This is a genomic window from Pseudomonas sp. SZ57 (genome assembly GCF_009495975.1).
In the GTDB taxonomy this organism is placed as follows: domain Bacteria; phylum Pseudomonadota; class Gammaproteobacteria; order Pseudomonadales; family Pseudomonadaceae; genus Aquipseudomonas; species Aquipseudomonas syringae.
On sequence record NZ_WIBD01000029.1, the window covers coordinates 1 to 18,794 of the forward strand.

Sequence of the window (18,794 nt, forward strand, 5' to 3'; positions counted from 1 at the left end):
CCTGTGGGAGCGAGCTTGCACGCGAACGGTTCTGTACAAACCCCGTAAATGCTTCGACGGAAACACCGTCTTCGCGAGCAAGCTCGCTCCCACTAGGTCTTCATTGGCGCAGGGCATTCGCACGGCTCGAAACACCGTCGACCTGTGTGAGTAATCCACATGGCCCGAAAACACCCGGGCCCTGTGTGAGTGTTTCACATCGCCCGAAAACACCTCGCTCTCACGCCCTTCGGACAGAAGCCTGAAAGCCCTTTATTCCCGGCGTCACAGATCCGCGCCGTACCGTACTTTCAGGTACTGACGCGTCACTCCGGTGCTGCGACGGGTGTGGGGGCGGGTGGTGGGCGTAGGCCGACTTCGGCGCTAAGGCGCATTTCCTTGCCGTTGCGCATTACGTCGATCGCAATCTTGTCCTTGGGTTTGGTGCGCGCCACCTGGTTCATCGAACGACGCCCGTCGCCGGCAGGTTCGCCATTGATGCTCAGGATCACGTCACCCAGTTGCAGCCCGGCTTTCTGCGCCGGTCCGTCGCGGAAGATGCCCGCCACGACGATGCCTGGACGATCCTTCAGCCCGAAGGATTCGGCCAGTTCCTGGGTCAGGGGTTGAACTTCGATGCCCAGCCAGCCACGAATGACCTGGCCGTGCTCGATGATCGACTTCATGACATCCATGGCCAGCTTGGTCGGAATGGCGAAGCCGATGCCCTGCGAGCCGCCGGACTTGGAAAAGATCGCGGTGTTGATACCGATCAGATTGCCGCTGGCGTCTACCAGCGCACCGCCCGAGTTACCCGGGTTGATGGCCGCATCGGTCTGAATGAAGTCTTCATAGGTGTTGAGGCCCAACTGATTGCGCCCGGTGGCACTGATGATGCCCATGGTCACGGTCTGGCCGACGCCGAACGGGTTGCCGATCGCCAGTGCCACGTCGCCGATGCGGATGCTGTCAGAGCGCGCGATGGTAATCGCCGGCAGGTTTTTCAGGTCGATCTTGAGCACCGCCAGGTCGGTTTCCGGGTCATTGCCGATGACCCGGGCAATGGTTTCGCGGCCGTCTTTGAGCGCGACCACGATCTGGTCCGCGCCGGTGGTGACGTGGTTGTTGGTCAGTATGTAGCCTTCGGGGCTCATCATGACGCCAGAACCCAGACTCGATTCCATACGCTTCTGCTTGGGCGTGTTGTCACCGAAGAAACGGCGGAACTGCGGGTCTTCGAAAAGCGGGTTGTTGCCCTTGTTGACCATCTTGGTGGTATAGAGGTTGACCACCGCGGGCGCTGCGGCAATGACCGCGTCGGCATAGGAAGACGGACCTTGCATGACATTGGTGGTCTGTGGAGCCTGTTGCAGATTGACATCCAGGCTCGGCAGACCGACCCACTGCGGGTAGCGCTGAATAATCAGCATGGCGATAAGCACGCCAGCCAGCAATGGCCAGCCGAAAAAACGCAGTGCCTTGAACATTTAACAAGTCCTGATGGTTGCGGGCGCAGAAAGTTTTGCCACGGGTGCGCCATAATGGCGGGCATTATACGAGTACAACGCAGCTCTGAACTGCATATTTAGGAGTCTTTTATGGCTGTTGCCCTGAGCACCCTGGTCGAAGAAGCCGACCGCTATCTGAACAGTGCCCGGATTCAGGATTACTGCCCCAATGGCCTGCAGGTCGAAGGGCGGCCGCAAGTCATGCGCATCGTCAGCGGCGTGACGGCCAGTCAGGCCCTGCTGGACGCGGCAGTCGACGCTCAGGCTGATCTGGTTCTGGTCCACCACGGTTACTTCTGGAAGGGCGAAAACCCGTGTGTCGTCGGCATGAAGCAGCGTCGCCTGAAAACCCTGCTCAAGCATGACATCAGCCTGCTGGCCTACCACCTGCCGCTGGATGTGCATCCCGAAGTGGGCAACAACGTGCAACTGGCGCGTCAACTGGACATCACGGTCGAAGGCCCTCTGGACCCTGAAAACCCACGTGTGGTCGGGCTGATCGGCTCATTGTCCGAGCCCGTGACTGCACGGGATTTCGCCCGTCGTGTGCAGGATGCGCTGGGTCGCGAGCCATTGCTCATCGAAGGCAGTCAGATGATTCGCCGTGTCGGCTGGTGCACGGGTGGCGGTCAGAACTACATCGATCAGGCGGTGCTTGAGGGCGTCGATCTGTTCCTCAGTGGTGAAGCGTCGGAGCAGACGTTTCATAGCGCACGAGAGAATGACATCAGCTTCATTGCCGCCGGTCATCATGCCACCGAGCGCTACGGCGTGCAGGCGCTGGGCGATTATCTGGCGCGGCGATTTGCGCTCGAACATATCTTTATCGACTGTCCGAACCCGATTTGAACGATCAAACAGCAGGGCATATGCATAGATCGTTTCGATCTAGTTGCATCGCTGATTAGCGATATCACGCATGTTAAAGTGCGCGGCTCGAATACGGCCCGCTGGCCGCCCCGGGGTTTCCCGGTCCATAACGAACGCAATCCGTGAGTAGCCATGGTTGACAAACTGACGCATCTGAAACAGCTGGAGGCGGAAAGCATCCACATCATCCGCGAGGTCGCCGCCGAGTTCGATAACCCGGTGATGCTGTACTCGATCGGCAAAGATTCGGCCGTGATGCTGCACCTGGCACGCAAGGCATTCTTCCCCGGTAAACTGCCATTCCCGGTCATGCACGTCGATACCCGCTGGAAATTCCAGGAGATGTATCGCTTTCGCGACCAGATGGTCGAAGAAATGGGCCTGGACCTGATCACCCACATCAACCCCGATGGCGTGGCACAGGGCATCAACCCGTTCACCCACGGCAGCGCCAAACACACCGACATCATGAAGACCGAGGGCCTGAAGCAGGCGCTCGACAAGCATGGTTTCGACGCCGCCTTTGGCGGCGCCCGACGCGACGAAGAGAAGTCCCGGGCCAAGGAACGCGTCTACTCGTTCCGCGACAGCAAGCACCGCTGGGACCCGAAAAACCAGCGTCCCGAGCTGTGGAACGTCTACAACGGCAACGTCAACAAAGGCGAGTCGATCCGTGTGTTCCCGCTCTCCAACTGGACCGAGCTGGACATCTGGCAGTACATCTACCTTGAAGGCATCCCGATCGTGCCGCTGTATTTTGCCGCCGAGCGCGACGTTATCGAGAAGAACGGCACGCTGATCATGATCGACGACGAGCGCATCCTCGAGCATCTCACCGATGAAGAGAAGTCGCGCATCGTCAAGAAAAAGGTCCGTTTCCGCACCCTCGGCTGCTACCCGCTGACCGGTGCTGTCGAGTCCGAAGCGACCAGCCTGACCGACATCATTCAGGAAATGTTGCTGACGCGAACTTCCGAGCGCCAGGGCCGGGTCATTGACCATGACGGCGCTGGTTCGATGGAAGAAAAGAAACGTCAGGGTTATTTCTAAGGGGTGTCACATGTCGCATCAATCTGATTTGATCAGCGAGGACATCCTCGCCTATCTGGGCCAGCACGAACGCAAGGAAATGCTGCGCTTTCTTACCTGTGGCAACGTCGATGACGGCAAGAGCACGCTGATCGGGCGTTTGCTGCACGACTCCAAGATGATCTACGAAGATCACCTGGAAGCCATCACCCGTGACTCGAAGAAGTCCGGTACCACCGGTGATGACGTCGATCTGGCGTTGCTGGTGGATGGCCTGCAGGCCGAGCGGGAGCAGGGCATCACCATCGATGTCGCTTATCGCTATTTCTCCACGGCCAAGCGCAAGTTCATCATCGCCGACACCCCGGGCCACGAGCAGTACACCCGCAACATGGCCACCGGTGCGTCGACCTGTGACCTGGCGATCATTCTGGTGGACGCCCGCTACGGCGTGCAGACCCAGACCCGTCGTCACAGCTATATCGCCTCGCTGCTGGGCATCAAGCATATCGTCGTCGCCATCAACAAGATGGACCTCAACGGCTTCGATGAAAGCGTTTTCGAGTCGATCAAGGCCGATTACCTGAAGTTTGCCGACGGCATCGCGTTCAAGCCGACCACCATGGCTTTTGTACCTATGTCGGCGCTCAAGGGCGACAACGTGGTGAACAAGAGCGAGCGTTCGCCCTGGTACACCGGCCAGTCGCTGATGGAAATTCTCGAAACGGTCGAAATCGCCAGCGACCGCAATTATGCGGACCTGCGTTTCCCTGTGCAGTACGTCAACCGTCCGAATCTGAACTTCCGTGGTTTCGCCGGTACGCTGGCCAGCGGCATCGTGCACAAGGGCGACGAGATCGTCGTGCTGCCGTCGGGCAAGAGCAGCCGTGTGAAGTCCATCGTCACCTTTGAAGGCGAGCTGGAGCAGGCGGGGCCGGGTCAGGCGGTGACGCTGACCATGGAAGACGAGATCGACATTTCCCGTGGTGACCTGCTGGTGCATGCCGACAATGTTCCGCAGGTCAGCGATGCGTTCGATGCCATGCTGGTGTGGATGGCCGAAGAACCGATGCTGCCGGGCAAGAAGTACGACATCAAGCGCGCCACCAGCTATGTGCCAGGCTCCATTGCCAGCATCACCCACCGGGTCGATGTGAACACACTGGAGGAAGGCCCTGCCAGCTCGTTGCAGTTGAACGAGATCGGCCGTGTCAAGGTCAGCCTCGATGCGCCCATCGCGCTGGACGGCTACAGCAGCAACCGCACCACGGGTTCGTTCATCGTCATCGATCGTTTGACCAATGGCACCGTTGCGGCGGGCATGATCATCGCCAAGCCGGTTTCAGGTGGCGGCTCGCAGCACCATGGCGAACTGGCCCACGTCTCCACTGAGGAGCGCGCGCAGCGCTTCGGTCAGCAGCCGGCCACCGTGTTGTTCAGCGGCCTGTCCGGCGCGGGCAAAAGCACGCTGGCCTATGCGGTCGAGCGCAAGCTGTTCGACATGGGCCGTGCGGTCTATGTACTGGACGGTCAGAACCTGCGTCATGACCTGAACAAGGGCTTGCCACAGGATCGTGCAGGTCGTACCGAGAACTGGAGCCGTGCCGCGCATGTGGCGCGTCAGTTCAACGAAGCCGGCCTGTTGACCCTGGCCGCATTCGTTGCTCCGGATGCCGAAGGGCGTGAGCGCGCCAAGGCGCTGATCGGCAAGGATCGCCTGCTCACCGTCTATGTACAGGCGTCGCCAACGGTCTGCCGCGAGCGTGATCCGCAGGGCCTGTATGCCGCTGATGGCGACAATATCCCTGGCGAGTCCTTCCCGTATGACGTGCCGCTGAATGCCGATCTGGTGATCGACACACAGACACTCAACGTCGAAGAAAGCGTCAGGCAGGTGCTGGATCTGCTGCGCAGCCGCGGCGCGATCTGATTCATATCCCTTGGCAGGGGGCTTGCCTCCGCAAGGGATTGCAGTTTCGATCCTACAAAAAAAGCCCGCCGCAGATGCTCTCTGCGGCGGGCTTTTTGTGTGGCTGCGAAAGCTTACTTCTTCAAGCCGTAATGCTCATCCAGCATGCCCGGGGAGTTGGGCGACTTGGGCGCGTAATCCTTGGGTGTTTCAGTGTCGCGTGGCGGGGTCAGGCGGTCGCGATGATCGCGGTGCGCATGATTGGCCTCAGGGTGCAGGGCGGCCAGCAGGCGTTGGCGGGTCAGCTCGTCGAGAGCCAGACGGTTGGCGCCCTCGGCAAGGTGTTCCTGAACGTCCTGATAGCTCTGTGAAAGCTTTTGGACCAGATTGGCCGTGCTGTTGAAGTGCGTGACTACCTCGTTCTGATAGGCGTCGAAACGCTCCTGAATGTCATCCAGCTGGCGCTGGGTGCTGTTCGGAACGGTGTTGGGCAGCAGGCGTGCCACCAGAAAACCAATGACGACACCGGCCACCAGGGCGAGCGTCGGCAACAACCAGACTAAGAGCGAGTGTTCCACGAGTCCTTCCTCTATAAACGGCTTTGCTTTACGTTAACGGCTCGAACCTGCGCTGTATACCCGCGACGTATCGTTGATATGCATGCCGCAGACAATCAGCTAGACGAGTCGACCCATTTCGAGGTCACGGAGTTCTGTTTTGCTCATGCGTGAAACCCCATTATTTATCGATGGTCCTGAAGGCCAGCTCGAAGCGCTGTATCAGGATGTCCCCGACGCCCGAGGTGTTGCACTGATCTGTCATCCTAACCCGATACAGGGCGGAACGATGCTCAATAAAGTCGTCTCGACGTTGCAGCGTACCGCACGCGATCAGGGTTTGATCACGTTGCGCTTCAATTATCGCGGCGTCGGTGCCAGTGCCGGTACCTCGGTTGCCGGGCCAGGCGAGATCGATGATGCCCAGGCTGCCGCCCAATGGCTGCGGGCGCAACATCCTGATCTGCCGATGACCCTGTTCGGATTTTCCTTTGGCGGCTACGTTGCTGCAAACCTGGGTGGCAGGCTGGAAGCGCAGGGTGAAAAGCTCACGCATCTGTTTCTGATTGCGGCTGCGGCGTCGCGCCTCGAGGACCAGAGCGTACTGCCCAAGGCTTGCCCGCTGACGATCATTCAGCCGGAGAACGACGAAGTGATCGACCCAGAGACGGTCTATGCATGGTCCGCCGCGTTGCAACGTCCCCATGAGCTGCTGAAAGTGGCAGAATGCGGACACTTTTTTCACGGCAAGCTTACTGATCTGAAAGATCTGCTCCTGCCGCGACTTTCCAGCTGATTGCAGCCCGTATTGCATCCTATTGATAAGCGACCTGCCATGACCACTCGTATCCTGACCGGTATCACGACCACCGGCACTCCCCATCTGGGCAACTACGCGGGCGCCATTCGCCCGGCCATTGTCGCCAGCCGTCAGAGCGATTTCGACTCGTTCTACTTTCTGGCCGACTACCACGCGCTGATCAAATGCGATGACCCGCTGCGCATTCAGCGCTCGCGTCTGGAAATCGCCGCGACCTGGCTGGCGGCGGGGCTGGACGTCGATCGTGTGACCTTCTATCGCCAGTCGGACATTCCTGAAATCCCGGAACTGACCTGGCTGCTCACCTGCGTCGCGGCCAAGGGCCTACTCAATCGCGCCCACGCCTACAAGGCGTCGGTGGACAAGAACGTGGAAGGTGGCGAAGACCCGGACGCAGGCATCACCATGGGTCTATACAGCTACCCGGTGCTGATGGCTGCCGACATCCTGATGTTCAATGCGCATCAGGTTCCGGTAGGTCGCGACCAGATTCAGCACGTTGAAATGGCCCGTGACATCGGTCAGCGTTTCAATCACCTGTTCGGCAATGGCAAGGAATTCTTCGTCATGCCCGAGGCACTGATCGAAGAGAGCGTGGCTACGCTGCCAGGTCTGGACGGTCGCAAGATGTCCAAGAGCTACGACAACACCATCCCGTTGTTCAGCGGCGCCAAGGACATGAAAAGCGCGATATCGCGTATCGTCACCGACTCGCGTGCCCCAGGCGAAGCGAAAGACCCGGACACCTCGCATCTGTTTACTCTGTATCAGGCCTTCTCGACGGCCGAGCAGTGCGCCGAATTCCGCGCTGACCTGTTGCAGGGCCTGGGTTGGGGTGAAGCCAAGAATCGTCTGTTCACGTTGCTGGATGCGCAGCTGAGCGAGCCCCGTGAAAAGTACCTGGGGCTGATCGAGCGTCCTGCCGATCTGGAAGACATCCTGCTCGCTGGCGCGCAGAAAGCCCGACGTGTCGCCACCCCGTTCCTTGAGGAACTGCGCGAGGCGGTAGGCCTTCGGTCGTTCCGTACCGTGGTGCAGAACGCCGACACCGGCAAGAAGAAGGCCAGCAAGGGCGCTCGTTTCGTCAGCTTCCGTGAAGATGACGGTAGCTTCCGTTTCCGTCTGCTGGCAGCCGATGGCGAGCAGTTGCTGTTGTCGCGCAACTTTGCCGATGGCAAGGCGGCAGGCGTGGTCAGCAAGCAGTTGCAGCAGGGCGGCGAACTGGACCTGCGCAGCGAAGACGATCGCTTCACGCTGTGGCTGGACGGCGCCTGCGTGGCGGACAGTCCGGTATTCGCCGACGCTGCCGCGCGCGACAGCGCCATCGAAACACTCAAGCTGGCGCTCGCTTCTCAACAGGACTGATTGCCAATCCCCGGGGTCGTCGCTACAGTGACGACCCGTTTTTGTTGCCTTGCTAACGAATTATGACGCCCCTAGAACGATATCAAGCTGATCTGAAACGCCCGGACTTCTTTCACGATGCCGCGCAGGAAAACGCTGTGCGTCATCTGCAGCGCCTGTACGACGATCTGATCGCCGCTCACGACAGCAAGCCCGGCCTGTTCGGCAAACTGTTCGGCAAGAAAGAGCAGACGCTGGTTAAGGGGCTGTACTTCTGGGGTGGCGTAGGCCGCGGCAAGACGTATCTGGTCGATACGTTCTTCGACGCACTGCCGTTTCAGGACAAGGTCCGTACGCACTTCCACCGCTTCATGAAGCGCGTGCACGAAGAGATGAAGACCCTCAAGGGCGAGAAAAACCCGCTGACGATCATCGCCAGGCGTTTTTCCGATGAGGCGCGGGTCATCTGTTTCGACGAGTTTTTTGTCTCCGATATTACCGATGCCATGATCCTCGGCACGCTGATGGAAGAGCTGTTCAAGAACGGCGTGACGCTGGTGGCCACTTCCAACATCGTTCCGGACGGCCTGTACAAGGACGGCCTGCAGCGGGCGCGCTTCCTGCCGGCTATCGCGCTGATCAAGCAGAACACCGACATCGTCAACGTCGACAGTGGCGTCGATTACCGTCTGCGTCACCTGGAGCAGGCTGAACTGTTCCATTTCCCGCTCAACGAAGTTGCACAGGAGAGCCTGCGTAAAAGCTTCAAGGCGCTGACTCCGGATTGCGCGGAAACCATCGAAAACGATGTGTTGATGATCGAAAACCGCGAGATCCGTGCGCTGCGCACCTGTGATGATGTGGCGTGGTTCGACTTCCGTGAGTTGTGCGACGGCCCGCGCAGTCAGAACGACTACATCGAGCTGGGCAAGATCTTCCATGCCGTGCTGATCAGCGGCGTCGAGCAGATGGACGTCGCCACTGACGACATCGCCCGACGCTTCATCAACATGGTCGACGAGTTCTACGATCGCAACGTCAAGCTGATCATCTCGGCCGAGGTCGAATTGAAGGACCTGTACACCGGCGGCCGGTTGATGTTCGAGTTCCAGCGCACCTTGAGCCGTCTGCTGGAAATGCAGTCCCACGAGTTCCTCTCGCGGGCGCACAAGCCCTAGTCGCAGCGGCAAGTTTCAAGCTGCAAGCCGCAAGCTAAAAGCCCAGGCTCTTGCAGCTTGCAGCTTGCAGCTTGCAGCTTGCAGCTTATAGCTTCTCCCTCTGACCCTCGAACTGTTGCCGATACTGATTGGGTGACAGCTCGGTGTGCTGGCGGAACAGCCGGGCAAAGAAGCTGGCGTCGTCGTAGCCCACTTCATAGCTGATGGTCTTGATGCTCTTGCGCGTCCCCGAGAGCAACCCCTTCGCCGTTTCGATCCGCAGCCGTTGCAGGTAATGCAGCGGCTTGTCGCCCGTGGCGGTCTGAAAGCGGCGCATGAAATTGCGAATGCTCATGCCGTGCTCGCGGGCCACGTCTTCAAAGCGGAACTTGTCGGCAAAGTGCTCTTCCAGCCAGTGCTGAATCTGCAGAATGACCACGTCCTGATGAAGCTTCTGACCGCCAAAACCGATTCGCCCCGGCGAGTAGGTGCGACGCACTTCATAGAGGATGTCGCGGGCGACGGCCTGGGCGACATTGGCGCCGCAGAAGCGCTCAATCAGATAAATGTACAGATCGCAGGCCGAGGTCGTGCCGCCCGCGCAGTACACGTTGTCGGCGTCGGTCAGGTGCTTTTCCTGATTGAGCAGGACCTTGGGATAGCGCTCGGCGAATGCGCTGAAAAAGCGCCAGTAGGTCGTCGCTTCCTTGCCGTCCAGCAAGCCGGCTTCGGCAAGCCAGTAGACGCCGGTGGCTTCGGCGCAGAGTACGGCACCGTTGGCGTGCTGTTCGCGCAACCACGGCAGGATCTGGGGGTAACGCTGGCAGAGGGTTTCAAAATCGTCCCAGAAGGCCGGGATGACGATGATGTCGCTCTGGCACAGCGCGCCGTCGACCGGCAGGGTGACGTCGCTGAAGCTGCTGACCGAAAGTCCGTCCGGGCTGACCAGGCGCGTTTCGAAGGCGGGTACCAGGCCATGGCCCAGTTGCTTGCTGTAGCGCAGGCTCGCCAGATGGAAGAAGTCCTTGGCCTGCATGACAGTGGAGGCAAACATCTTGTCTGTGGTCAGGATGCTTACGCGGCGCAGAAGAGTGGCGTGTCGGATCGGCATAATCGTTATTCTTATATGGGTAAATGGTCATGCTACGGCTGGATCGTCTTATTTTTTGCCAAAACTGTCCAGCCTCGTTACGTGGGTGCCCTTGGCAGGGCACCCATGATGGCTTTGTGCTAAGGGGGTCAATATCCGCCAATCCACGCCTCGCAGGCAATAAACAGAATGTGAACAAAAAATCCGGTTGAGGTTATTTTTACAGTCTGTATAATCCGCCAGCTCTTTGCAGTGGAAGTGATGCGCCGTCTGCCGAAGAATCTTGCCGTATAACGGACGCGCTGACCCGAGCCCCCGATAGCGTCTGTTTCCGGCTGCCTTTGACTTGTCAAAGTACGCACTATTCAGTAAGATCCGCCGTCTAATTTTCAGGGCGGCCCCTGAGGCTATAAAGAATGAAAACTTTTACTGCTAAACCGGAAACAGTTAAGCGCGACTGGTTCGTCGTCGACGCTGCTGGTCAGACCCTGGGTCGTCTGGCCACCGAAATCGCGAGCCGTCTGCGTGGCAAGCACAAACCGGAATACACTCCGCACGTTGATACCGGCGACTACATCGTCGTGATCAATGCCGAGCAGATCCGCGTTACTGGTGCCAAGACCACCGACAAGATCTACTACTCACACTCCGGTTTTCCGGGCGGGATCAAGTCGATCAACTTCGAAAAGCTGATCGCCAAAGCTCCTGAGCGCGTGATCGAGACCGCGGTCAAAGGCATGCTGCCTAAGAACCCGCTGGGTCGCGACATGTATCGTAAGCTGAAAGTCTATGCGGGCGCTGTACACCCTCATACTGCTCAGCAGCCCCAAGAACTGAAGTTTTAACGGAATAGTTCATTATGTCGGCGACTCAAAATTACGGCACTGGCCGTCGCAAGACCGCAACCGCTCGCGTTTTCCTGCGTCCGGGTACTGGTAACATCTCGATCAACAACCGCTCCCTGGACAATTTCTTCGGCCGCGAAACTGCCCGCATGGTAGTTCGTCAGCCGCTGGAACTGACCGAGACAGTTGAAAAGTTCGACATCTACGTCACCGTTATCGGTGGTGGTGTGAGTGGTCAGGCTGGCGCAATCCGCCACGGTATCACTCGCGCTCTGATGCAGTACGACGAGACACTGCGTGGCGCTCTGCGTAAAGCAGGCTTCGTGACTCGCGATGCTCGTGAAGTTGAACGTAAGAAAGTCGGTCTGCGTAAAGCGCGTAAGCGTCCGCAGTACTCGAAGCGTTAATACGCTCTTCGTTCGAAAAAAGAACGTCCATCCCCTCGCGGGGCTGGGCGTTTTTTTATGGTCGTGATTTTTACGGTCAGGATTTTTTCGCGGTGCTCGTTTTACGTCGATATTGTGAAATTTATCCGCCTGTCGACGAAGATTACGGAATTTACATCGCGTAAATGAGCTATCTTGTGGCCCGCGACGAACACCTGTCCTGTTGCGTTCATTATCGGATGCGCCCTTGAAGCGCGTTCGTTCGTCTGTCCGATAAATTTTAACAAGCGAGGAGGATCGCCATGGGCGTGACCAACCGGTTGGCCTGCTATTCCGACCCCGCCGACCACTATTCTCATCGCGTACGCATTGTGCTCGCCGAGAAGGGTGTCAGCGCCGAAATCATTGAAGTGGTGGCAGGTCGTCATCCGCCGCAGCTGATTGAAGTAAATCCATACGGCAGCGTGCCGACCCTCGTCGATCGTGACCTGGCGTTGTACGAGTCGACCGTGGTGATGGAGTATCTGGATGAGCGCTATCCACATCCGCCTCTGCTGCCCGTCTATCCGGTTGCCCGTGCCAATAGCCGTTTGCTGATCCATCGTATTCAGAGAGACTGGTGCGGCCTTGTCGACCTGATCCTGGATACGCGCAGCAAAGAGCCCGCTCGTGTTCAGGCGCGCAAGGAGCTTCGCGAGAGTCTGGCCGGGGTTTCCCCGTTGTTCGCGGAAAAAGCTTTTTTCATGAGCGACGAGCTAAGTCTTGTTGACTGCTGTCTACTCCCCATACTCTGGCGTTTGCCAATTTTGGGTATTGAATTGCCGCGGCCTGCCAAGCCGTTGCTTGATTACATGGAGCGCCAATTTGCGCGTGAGGCTTTTCAGACGAGTCTGTCTGCTGCCGAACGTGAAATGCGCTAAGGCTTAAGGAGCCGTTAATGAACTCCAGTCGCCCTTATCTTGTTCGTGCTCTTTACGAGTGGATCGTCGATAACGATTGCACCCCGCATGTGCTGGTCAATGCGGATTACCCGGCGGTGCAGGTCCCGCAAGGATTTGCCAATGACGGGCAGATTGTCCTGAATGTTTCGCCGAGTGCTGTGCGTCATCTGCATATGGATAACGAAGCGGTGAGCTTTGAAGGCCGCTTCGGCGGTGTGCCGCATACGCTTTATGTACCTGTCGCTGCCATCCTGGGTATTTATGCCCGCGAGAACGGCCAGGGCATGGTTTTCGATCTGGAGCCCTCCATGGAAGAGGGCGAAGAAATCGAGATCGAGATCGAAGACGATACGCCTCCGCCAGACAGCGAACCGCCGCGTCCGAGTGGCAGGCCGAGTCTGAAGGTCGTGAAGTAAAAAACGGGCAATAAAAAAGGCGATCTTCGGATCGCCTTTTTCATGCCTGCCGGTTACCCGTCAGTCGATGTACTCGAAGAGTTTGACGATCTTCTGTACGCCGGAGACGCCCTGCACCAGGTTGGTGGCGCGATTGGCTTCGTCCTGGGTTACCAGGCCCAGCAGGAACACGATGCCGTTCTCGGTCACTACCTTGATGCGTGAGCCGGGGATGGATGCGTCAGCGATCATCTGGCTTTTGACCTTGGTGGTCAGCCAGGCGTCGTTGTTGCGCGCCAGCAGCGAGGAGGGTGCCATCACCTGCAGTTCGTTGTTGACCTTCTTGACGCGCTGAACGGCGCTGGCGGCCTGTTCGGCCATAGCCTTGAGGTCGGCACGCGGTGTCTGGCCAGCCAGCAGCACGATGCCGTTGAAGCTGGTCACGACGATGTGCGAGCCCTCTGCGAGGTCAGGGCTGGCCTTGGAGATGTTGACGGCTGCCTTGGTCTCGATCAGCGAGTCATCGATCTTGCTGCCGAAGGTGCGCGTGCCGCGATCATCTTCGATCGGTTTTTCGCGAGTGGCCGTGATCACCGAACTGCATCCGGTGATGCTGAGGCACAGTGTCAGAACCAGTAGGCTGAGACGATTAGGGGTCATTCTTCACTCCCGAACAGTTGGCTGTCGATCAAATCGCAAAGGCAATGGATCGCCAGCAGATGGACTTCTTGTATGCGTGCCGTGACATTGGCGGGTACGCGGATCTCCACATCCTCCGGCAATAGCAGTGAGGCCATGCCGCCACCGTCGCGTCCCGTCAATGCTACGACAATCATTTCGCGATCATGTGCGGCCTGGATGGCCTGAATAATATTCGCCGAGTTGCCGCTGGTAGAAATAGCCAGCAATACATCGCCTGGCTGGCCCAGCGCGCGGATCTGTTTGGAGAAGATTTCGTTGTAGCTGTAATCGTTGGCGATCGAGGTGATCGTCGAGCTGTCGGTGGTCAGTGCAATTGCCGGCAGGCTCGGCCGCTCACGTTCGAAGCGGTTGAGCAGTTCCGAGGAAAAGTGCTGTGCATCGCCAGCTGAACCGCCGTTGCCGCACGCGAGCATCTTGCCCTCGTTGAGCAGGGCATTGACCATGACCTGACTGGCTTGCTCGATAAAGGGTGCAAGGACTTCCATCGCCTGTTGCTTGGTTTCGATGCTGGCCTGGAACAGCCGGCGAATTCGGGATTGCATGTCCATCAATGTGACCTTAATTAGAGCGTACGGCGGCGGGACGGATGCGCCGGGTTCTCCCGGGAGCTATCCGGCACACAAGGTGTGCAGCCGGCAAAACAAATAGCGAAATCGGTGAGGGCTGTAGTGTATTGCAGGTCATGACTCAAGTCGGATTGCTGCTTCACTGCGCCAGGTCAACTGTCAAAAGCGCTCTTGATCCAGTTCAGCGGTGCAGCCTTACCGGGCTCGCCTTCAATGGCGACCACGTCGAAACGGCAGGGGGAATTGGCCCAGGCCGTTGCGTGCTGCAGAAAAAGCTGTGCGGCCGTGACGAGTTTCTCCTGCTTGCGAAAATCGACGCTTTCCATGGCGCCGCCCCATCCTGAATGGCGACGGTAGCGAACTTCGACGAATACTACTGTATCGCCGTCAAGCATGACTAGATCAAGCTCGCCGCGTTTACATAACCAGTTTTGTTCAATCAGGCGCAGGCCCTGCTGTTGCAAAAACTGCAGGGCGAAGGCTTCGGCCTCGCGCCCTGCTTGCTGGCGGGTGCTGCGTTGCATCAAGGAGCGGTGTCCGGCAGGCGCTGGATCTTGCCGTCGACGAATTCGGCCCATGGCAGCTGGCGTTCGACGCGACGGCCAGGGTTCAGGCTGAGGCTGCCGGACAGCCCGTCAATGCGGCTGTCAGGCATCGCCTTGAGCTGGGCGAGGCGCGGTGCCAGACGATAGGCGTCGATACCCATCGCATACAGGCGACCCAGGCTGCCTGCGGCCTGTGGCCATTGCGCGGTGACCTGCTGGCGCAGCGGGTCTTCGGCGTTCAGCAGCCATGGCGTTTCGCAGAAGCGCACGCCATTCAGGTCCATGTATTGCGCGTGATCGTTGCTGTTGGTGAACAGGTGCGAAGTGGCGTAGACCGGAACGTCACCTGCGTACTGGAAGACCATGGTGGGTTTGATCTGTTGCGCTTGTTGCGGGGTCGCGGCGAGGAACATGAAGTCGATGTCCTGGCGACGGCTTGGTTGAGCGGCGACTTGAGTGCCGGCCGTGCTTTGCAAGCGCTGCGCGCGGCCTTCGCTGTTACGCAGCTGGAACAGATCGGCGACCTGCTGTGCCAGTTCTACAGGCTGATCAACGTGCTCTGCAGCGATCAGTGTGCCGCCCTTGGCCTGCCAGCTCTTGCGGAAGGCATCCAGCACGCGGTCGCCCCATTCACCTTTCGGAACCATCGCCACGGCGCTGCGCTTGCCGTCTGCCCAGGCGCGACGTGCAACCTCGCGGGCTTCGTCTTCTGCGGCCAGGCCGAACTGATACAGCTGGGCAGGGCCTTCGTTGCTGGTGTCGCTGTAGTTCAGCGCCAGGGTAGTGATAGGCAACTGCTGACGGCTGTTCAGCTGTTTGACGAGGTTCTTTTCCAGCGGACCGACGACCAGTTGCACACCAGCGGCCTGGGCCTGACGATAGAACTCGTCCATCGAGGTGATTCGCGAGCTGTCGAAGACCTGGATGGCCGGAGGATTCTCGCCTGCTTGCTGAGCCTGGAAGTGCGCGGCCATGAAGCCTTCGCGCAATGCCTTGGCAACTGCGGCCAATTGACCGTCCTGCGGCAGCAGCAGGGCGATTTTGGTAATCGGCTCGCTGGTCAGTGCACGCAACTGCGCGAGGGCGGTTGGCAGTTGCAGTGCAGCAGGGTGTTTAGGGTTCTGCGCTTTCCAGCTGTCGATGGCAGCCTGTTGTTGCTCAAGCGTGCCTGCGCCCTTGATCGAGCGAGCCAGGTTCAGCCAGCCGCCCATATCGTCGGTGGCTGTGCTCTGCAGTTGTTCGGCAGGCAGGGCGGAGACCAGTGTCCAGATCGCGTCATTGTTGGCGCTGGCGTCTGCGCCTTGCAGCAGCGGGCCGGCGTAAACACGTTCATTGGCGGCTGCGAGCGCCTGACCATCGGCTTCCAGGGCGCGTGCCTTGACCATGTGCGTACGAATCTGCTGCTCGACCGACAGCTCGCCCAGGCGCTGCATGCTTGGATGATTCAGGGCGGTCAGCGCTGCCTTGGGCTGATTACGGCCCATCGCCAGCTCAGCGGACAGTGTGCTGGCGAAAACCTGCAAGCCGGGCTTGAGTTGATCGATTTGCACCTGTCCGAGGATTTGCGCGGCGCGTCCTGCGTCATTCTGGCGGCTGGCCAGATCGGCAGCACTCAAGCGCAGCGTTGCGGCCTGCTCGGGTGTTTTGGCGCTGGCGGCCTGCTCGAGCAATTGCTCGATGCTGGCATCAGGGGTTCGAGGCAGCTCGCCAAGACTGGACGAGGGCGAGCTGGCACAGGCTGCGAGGAGGGCAGCGAGGCAGAGGGCAGAGAGCAGCCGCAGACAAGCGATCATTGGTATGTTCCTGAAACTCAAGCGAATTAACGGGGGATTGTACCCAAGCGCTGGCCGGGGTGCGATGTCGATGGTATTTAAAGCCGTGATATCAGTCGCGTTAAGGTCATCTGGCGGCCAAATCGTTCAATTGGCGAGGTGCGCCGCGTTTCTGGCTCGGGTCTGAACATGTTTTCATTCCTTTTTTGTCGGCATCCTGAGGCGCGAACCGTTCCGCCGGGCCGCAGCCTGTACAATGCGTTTTTTCCAAGCACCTGTTTTAACCTGCGAGGTTTGCGTTTTGACTGTTCCGGTTGTTTCGAATTCCACTCCGGGTTCGCTTTATGTAGTGGCGACTCCTATCGGCAATCTGGACGACATGAGTGTGCGAGCCTTGAAGGTGTTGCGTGACGTCGCGCTGATTGCGGCTGAAGACACGCGTCATTCCGCACGGCTGATGCAGTACTTCGGCATCTCGACGCCATTGGCTGCCTGCCACGAACATAACGAACGTGATGAGGGTAGTCGTTTCATCACGCGTCTGCTGGCCGGTGATGATGTCGCACTGATTTCCGATGCGGGCACGCCACTGATCTCCGACCCCGGTTATCACCTGGTGCGCCAGGCGCGTGCCGCAGGTGTGCAGGTCGTACCGGTGCCAGGTGCGTGTGCCTTGATTGCGGCTTTGTCTGCGGCCGGGCTGCCGTCGGATCGATTTATTTTCGAGGGTTTTCTTCCTGCCAAGTCTGCGGGTCGCAAGGCCAGGCTCGAGCGTGTCAAAGAAGAACCGCGCACGCTGATCTACTATGAAGCGCCGCACCGCATCCTGGAATGCCTGCAGGATATGGAGCTGGTGTTCGGTGCTGATCGTCAGGCGTTGCTGGCGCGTGAAATAACCAAAACTTTCGAAACCCTCAAGGGTCTGCCTTTAGGTGAGCTGCGGGCATTCGTCGAATCCGACAGTAATCAGCAGCGTGGCGAGTGCGTAGTGCTGGTGGCTGGCTGGACGCCGCCGGATGACGAGGACGTCATTGGTGAGGAGGCTCGTCGGGTGCTGGATCTGTTGCTTGCAGAGATGCCGCTCAAGCGTGCCGCGGCGCTGGCTGCCGAAATAACCGGCGTGCGCAAGAACCTGTTGTATCAGGTGGCGCTGGAGAAGCAGAAGGAGTAGCGGCCTGCTTTTGAAAGGGGTAAGGGGGACACGCATGCTATTAAAGCTTGTTCTTGATGGCGTGTGCCGCTAACCTTGTCGGCGGAGAGTCGATTGGACAGTCGCTGCCTCTTGTTGTTCCGCAACAAGGGGGGGAGGAAAGTCCGGGCTCCATAGGGCGGAGTGCCAGGTAACGCCTGGGAGGCGTGAGCCTACGGAAAGTGCCACAGAAAATAACCGCCTAAGCACTTCGGTGCCGGTAAGGGTGAAAAGGTGCGGTAAGAGCGCACCGCACGTCTGGTAACAGTTCGTGGCAAGGTAAACCCCACTCGGAGCAAGACCAAATAGGGTTCCTAGGCGTGGCCCGCGCTGGAACCGGGTAGGTTGCTAAAGGCGTCCAGTGATGGCCGTCGTAGAGGAATGACTGTTCTCGACAGAACCCGGCTTACAGATCGACTCTCCACCTTTTTTCTTCCCCTTCGTTTCAAGCAGCAAAACCCCTCCGTAATACCAAAAAAATCTTACAGCTCATAAATTACATTAACTTCGAATCGCAACGATTTGAGTGGCGTGGGATTTATCCGTCGGATCCTTCGCAGAATTACCCTTTTATCCCCAATACCTCTCCTAAATCTCCGAAATGTAAGGGTTTTCCTTAAGACCGTGCCTTGACGGTGTGGTGGGCGCGTTCCTATAGTGTGCGCAAGTGGCAGAAAGTGGCACGAAGTGGGTTTTTTTAGCGCAAAAAGCTAATATTCGGAGAATGCGCCTGTGTTCCGTGGTGCCAATGCGATCAATCTCGATGCCAAGGGCCGTCTCGCTATGCCGAGCCGGTACCGTGACGAGTTGGATTCGCGTAGCGCCGGCCAACTTATCGTGACCATTGATGCTGTTGATCCATGCCTTTGCCTTTATCCGCTTTCCGAATGGGAGCTGATAGAAGCAAAACTTCGTGATCTGGCGACGTTTCGTGAAGAGAACCGCCGTCTGCAAAGGCTTCTGATTGGTAATGCTGTCGATCTGGAACTCGACGGGAGTGGGCGTTTTCTGGTACCGCCGCGCCTGCGCGAGTACGCGAAGCTGGATAAGCGCGTAATGCTGGTGGGCCAGCTGAACAAGTTTCAACTGTGGGACGAGGACGCCTGGAATGCTCTTGCTGATGCTGACCTGGCTGCCATTCAAAAACCTGGCGCGATGCCCGACGAATTACGTGATTTGATCCTGTGACT

General features: G+C 58.6%; 19 protein-coding genes and 1 other RNA gene. 13 read left to right on the plus strand and 7 right to left on the minus strand.

The genetic code is table 11. The features are described from left to right. Window positions 1-305: 305 nt before the first annotated feature. Entirely contained in the window at window positions 306-1,466 is a 1,161-nt protein-coding gene (algW, locus tag GE543_RS23230; protein ID WP_003340656.1) for a Do family serine endopeptidase AlgW, read from the minus strand. 111 nt (window positions 1,467-1,577) lie between these two features. Here algW and GE543_RS23235 point away from each other — a divergent pair, with 111 nt between their 5' ends. From GE543_RS23235 to cysN, 3 genes are all read left to right on the plus strand, one after another. After that, the gene (locus GE543_RS23235; protein ID WP_003406058.1) at window positions 1,578-2,336 is read left to right on the plus strand and encodes a Nif3-like dinuclear metal center hexameric protein; all 759 of its coding nucleotides are present in this window, start codon (window positions 1,578-1,580) and stop codon (window positions 2,334-2,336) included. A gap of 153 nt (window positions 2,337-2,489) precedes the next feature. Continuing rightward, window positions 2,490-3,407 carry a sulfate adenylyltransferase subunit CysD gene (gene cysD, locus GE543_RS23240; RefSeq protein WP_003313577.1) on the plus strand — a complete coding sequence of 306 codons (918 nt, stop codon included), beginning with the start codon at window positions 2,490-2,492 and terminating at the stop codon, window positions 3,405-3,407. A gap of 10 nt (window positions 3,408-3,417) precedes the next feature. Continuing rightward, the gene (gene cysN, locus GE543_RS23245) at window positions 3,418-5,316 is read left to right on the plus strand and encodes a sulfate adenylyltransferase subunit CysN (RefSeq protein ID WP_016568910.1); all 1,899 of its coding nucleotides are present in this window, start codon (window positions 3,418-3,420) and stop codon (window positions 5,314-5,316) included. Window positions 5,317-5,429: 113 nt separating this feature from the next. Here the strand turns inward: cysN and GE543_RS23250 are convergent, their stop codons facing one another. After that, window positions 5,430-5,873 carry a YhcB family protein gene (locus tag GE543_RS23250; protein WP_003340664.1) on the minus strand — a complete coding sequence of 148 codons (444 nt, stop codon included), beginning with the start codon at window positions 5,871-5,873 and terminating at the stop codon, window positions 5,430-5,432. 145 nt (window positions 5,874-6,018) lie between these two features. Here GE543_RS23250 and GE543_RS23255 point away from each other — a divergent pair, with 145 nt between their 5' ends. The 3 genes from GE543_RS23255 (at window position 6,019) to zapE (ending at window position 9,194) form a co-directional block, all read left to right on the plus strand. Next, window positions 6,019-6,648, plus strand: coding sequence for an alpha/beta hydrolase (locus GE543_RS23255; protein WP_004411662.1), 630 nt, complete (start codon window positions 6,019-6,021; stop codon window positions 6,646-6,648). Between the two features lie 39 nt (window positions 6,649-6,687). Then, the gene (locus GE543_RS23260; RefSeq protein ID WP_057406664.1) at window positions 6,688-8,037 is read left to right on the plus strand and encodes a tryptophan--tRNA ligase; all 1,350 of its coding nucleotides are present in this window, start codon (window positions 6,688-6,690) and stop codon (window positions 8,035-8,037) included. A gap of 62 nt (window positions 8,038-8,099) precedes the next feature. Further along, on the plus strand, window positions 8,100-9,194 hold the full coding sequence (zapE, locus tag GE543_RS23265) for a cell division protein ZapE (protein ID WP_003340671.1): 1,095 nt from the start codon (window positions 8,100-8,102) through the stop codon (window positions 9,192-9,194). 85 nt (window positions 9,195-9,279) lie between these two features. Here the strand turns inward: zapE and GE543_RS23270 are convergent, their stop codons facing one another. Further along, complete coding sequence (locus GE543_RS23270; RefSeq protein WP_162488814.1) at window positions 9,280-10,185, minus strand: GlxA family transcriptional regulator; 906 nt, start codon at window positions 10,183-10,185, stop codon at window positions 9,280-9,282. A gap of 494 nt (window positions 10,186-10,679) precedes the next feature. On the opposite strand from GE543_RS23270, the gene rplM reads away from it, so the two are divergent. The 4 genes from rplM to GE543_RS23290 all read left to right on the plus strand — a co-directional run bounded on the left by rplM (window position 10,680) and on the right by GE543_RS23290 (window position 12,851). Beyond that, window positions 10,680-11,108 carry a 50S ribosomal protein L13 gene (rplM, locus tag GE543_RS23275; protein ID WP_002555065.1) on the plus strand — a complete coding sequence of 143 codons (429 nt, stop codon included), beginning with the start codon at window positions 10,680-10,682 and terminating at the stop codon, window positions 11,106-11,108. Between the two features lie 14 nt (window positions 11,109-11,122). Next, on the plus strand, window positions 11,123-11,515 hold the full coding sequence (gene rpsI, locus GE543_RS23280) for a 30S ribosomal protein S9 (RefSeq protein WP_002555064.1): 393 nt from the start codon (window positions 11,123-11,125) through the stop codon (window positions 11,513-11,515). Between the two features lie 281 nt (window positions 11,516-11,796). Beyond that, the gene (locus tag GE543_RS23285; protein ID WP_003406040.1) at window positions 11,797-12,414 is read left to right on the plus strand and encodes a glutathione S-transferase N-terminal domain-containing protein; all 618 of its coding nucleotides are present in this window, start codon (window positions 11,797-11,799) and stop codon (window positions 12,412-12,414) included. 17 nt (window positions 12,415-12,431) lie between these two features. Next, complete coding sequence (locus GE543_RS23290; RefSeq protein WP_003418802.1) at window positions 12,432-12,851, plus strand: ClpXP protease specificity-enhancing factor; 420 nt, start codon at window positions 12,432-12,434, stop codon at window positions 12,849-12,851. A gap of 60 nt (window positions 12,852-12,911) precedes the next feature. Here the strand turns inward: GE543_RS23290 and GE543_RS23295 are convergent, their stop codons facing one another. The 4 genes from GE543_RS23295 to GE543_RS23310 all read right to left on the minus strand — a co-directional run bounded on the left by GE543_RS23295 (window position 12,912) and on the right by GE543_RS23310 (window position 16,436). After that, window positions 12,912-13,490 (minus strand): BON domain-containing protein, encoded by a 579-nt coding sequence (locus GE543_RS23295; RefSeq protein ID WP_003313570.1) that lies wholly within the window; start codon window positions 13,488-13,490, stop codon window positions 12,912-12,914. Continuing rightward, a complete protein-coding gene (locus GE543_RS23300; protein ID WP_003418801.1) occupies window positions 13,487-14,080 on the minus strand; it encodes a phosphoheptose isomerase in 594 nt (197 codons plus the stop codon). Before GE543_RS23300 ends, GE543_RS23295 begins: the two co-directional genes overlap by 4 nt. Window positions 14,081-14,250: 170 nt before the next feature. Further along, window positions 14,251-14,625: a YraN family protein gene (locus tag GE543_RS23305; RefSeq protein ID WP_174518673.1), complete on the minus strand. Its 375-nt coding sequence runs from the start codon at window positions 14,623-14,625 to the stop codon at window positions 14,251-14,253. Continuing rightward, on the minus strand, window positions 14,622-16,436 hold the full coding sequence (locus GE543_RS23310; protein WP_003418800.1) for a penicillin-binding protein activator: 1,815 nt from the start codon (window positions 16,434-16,436) through the stop codon (window positions 14,622-14,624). The genes GE543_RS23305 and GE543_RS23310 overlap by 4 nt, the downstream gene beginning before the upstream one ends. A 280-nt stretch (window positions 16,437-16,716) precedes the next feature. Here GE543_RS23310 and rsmI point away from each other — a divergent pair, with 280 nt between their 5' ends. From rsmI to mraZ, 3 genes are all read left to right on the plus strand, one after another. After that, window positions 16,717-17,586, plus strand: a complete 870-nt coding sequence (gene rsmI / locus GE543_RS23315; protein ID WP_178118663.1) for a 16S rRNA (cytidine(1402)-2'-O)-methyltransferase — start codon at window positions 16,717-16,719, stop codon at window positions 17,584-17,586. 85 nt (window positions 17,587-17,671) lie between these two features. Further along, window positions 17,672-18,029: RNase P RNA component class A (gene rnpB, locus GE543_RS23320), an RNA gene on the plus strand. 307 nt (window positions 18,030-18,336) lie between these two features. Further along, window positions 18,337-18,792, plus strand: a complete 456-nt coding sequence (mraZ, locus tag GE543_RS23325) for a division/cell wall cluster transcriptional repressor MraZ (RefSeq protein ID WP_003406034.1) — start codon at window positions 18,337-18,339, stop codon at window positions 18,790-18,792. Window positions 18,793-18,794 lie beyond the last annotated feature (2 nt).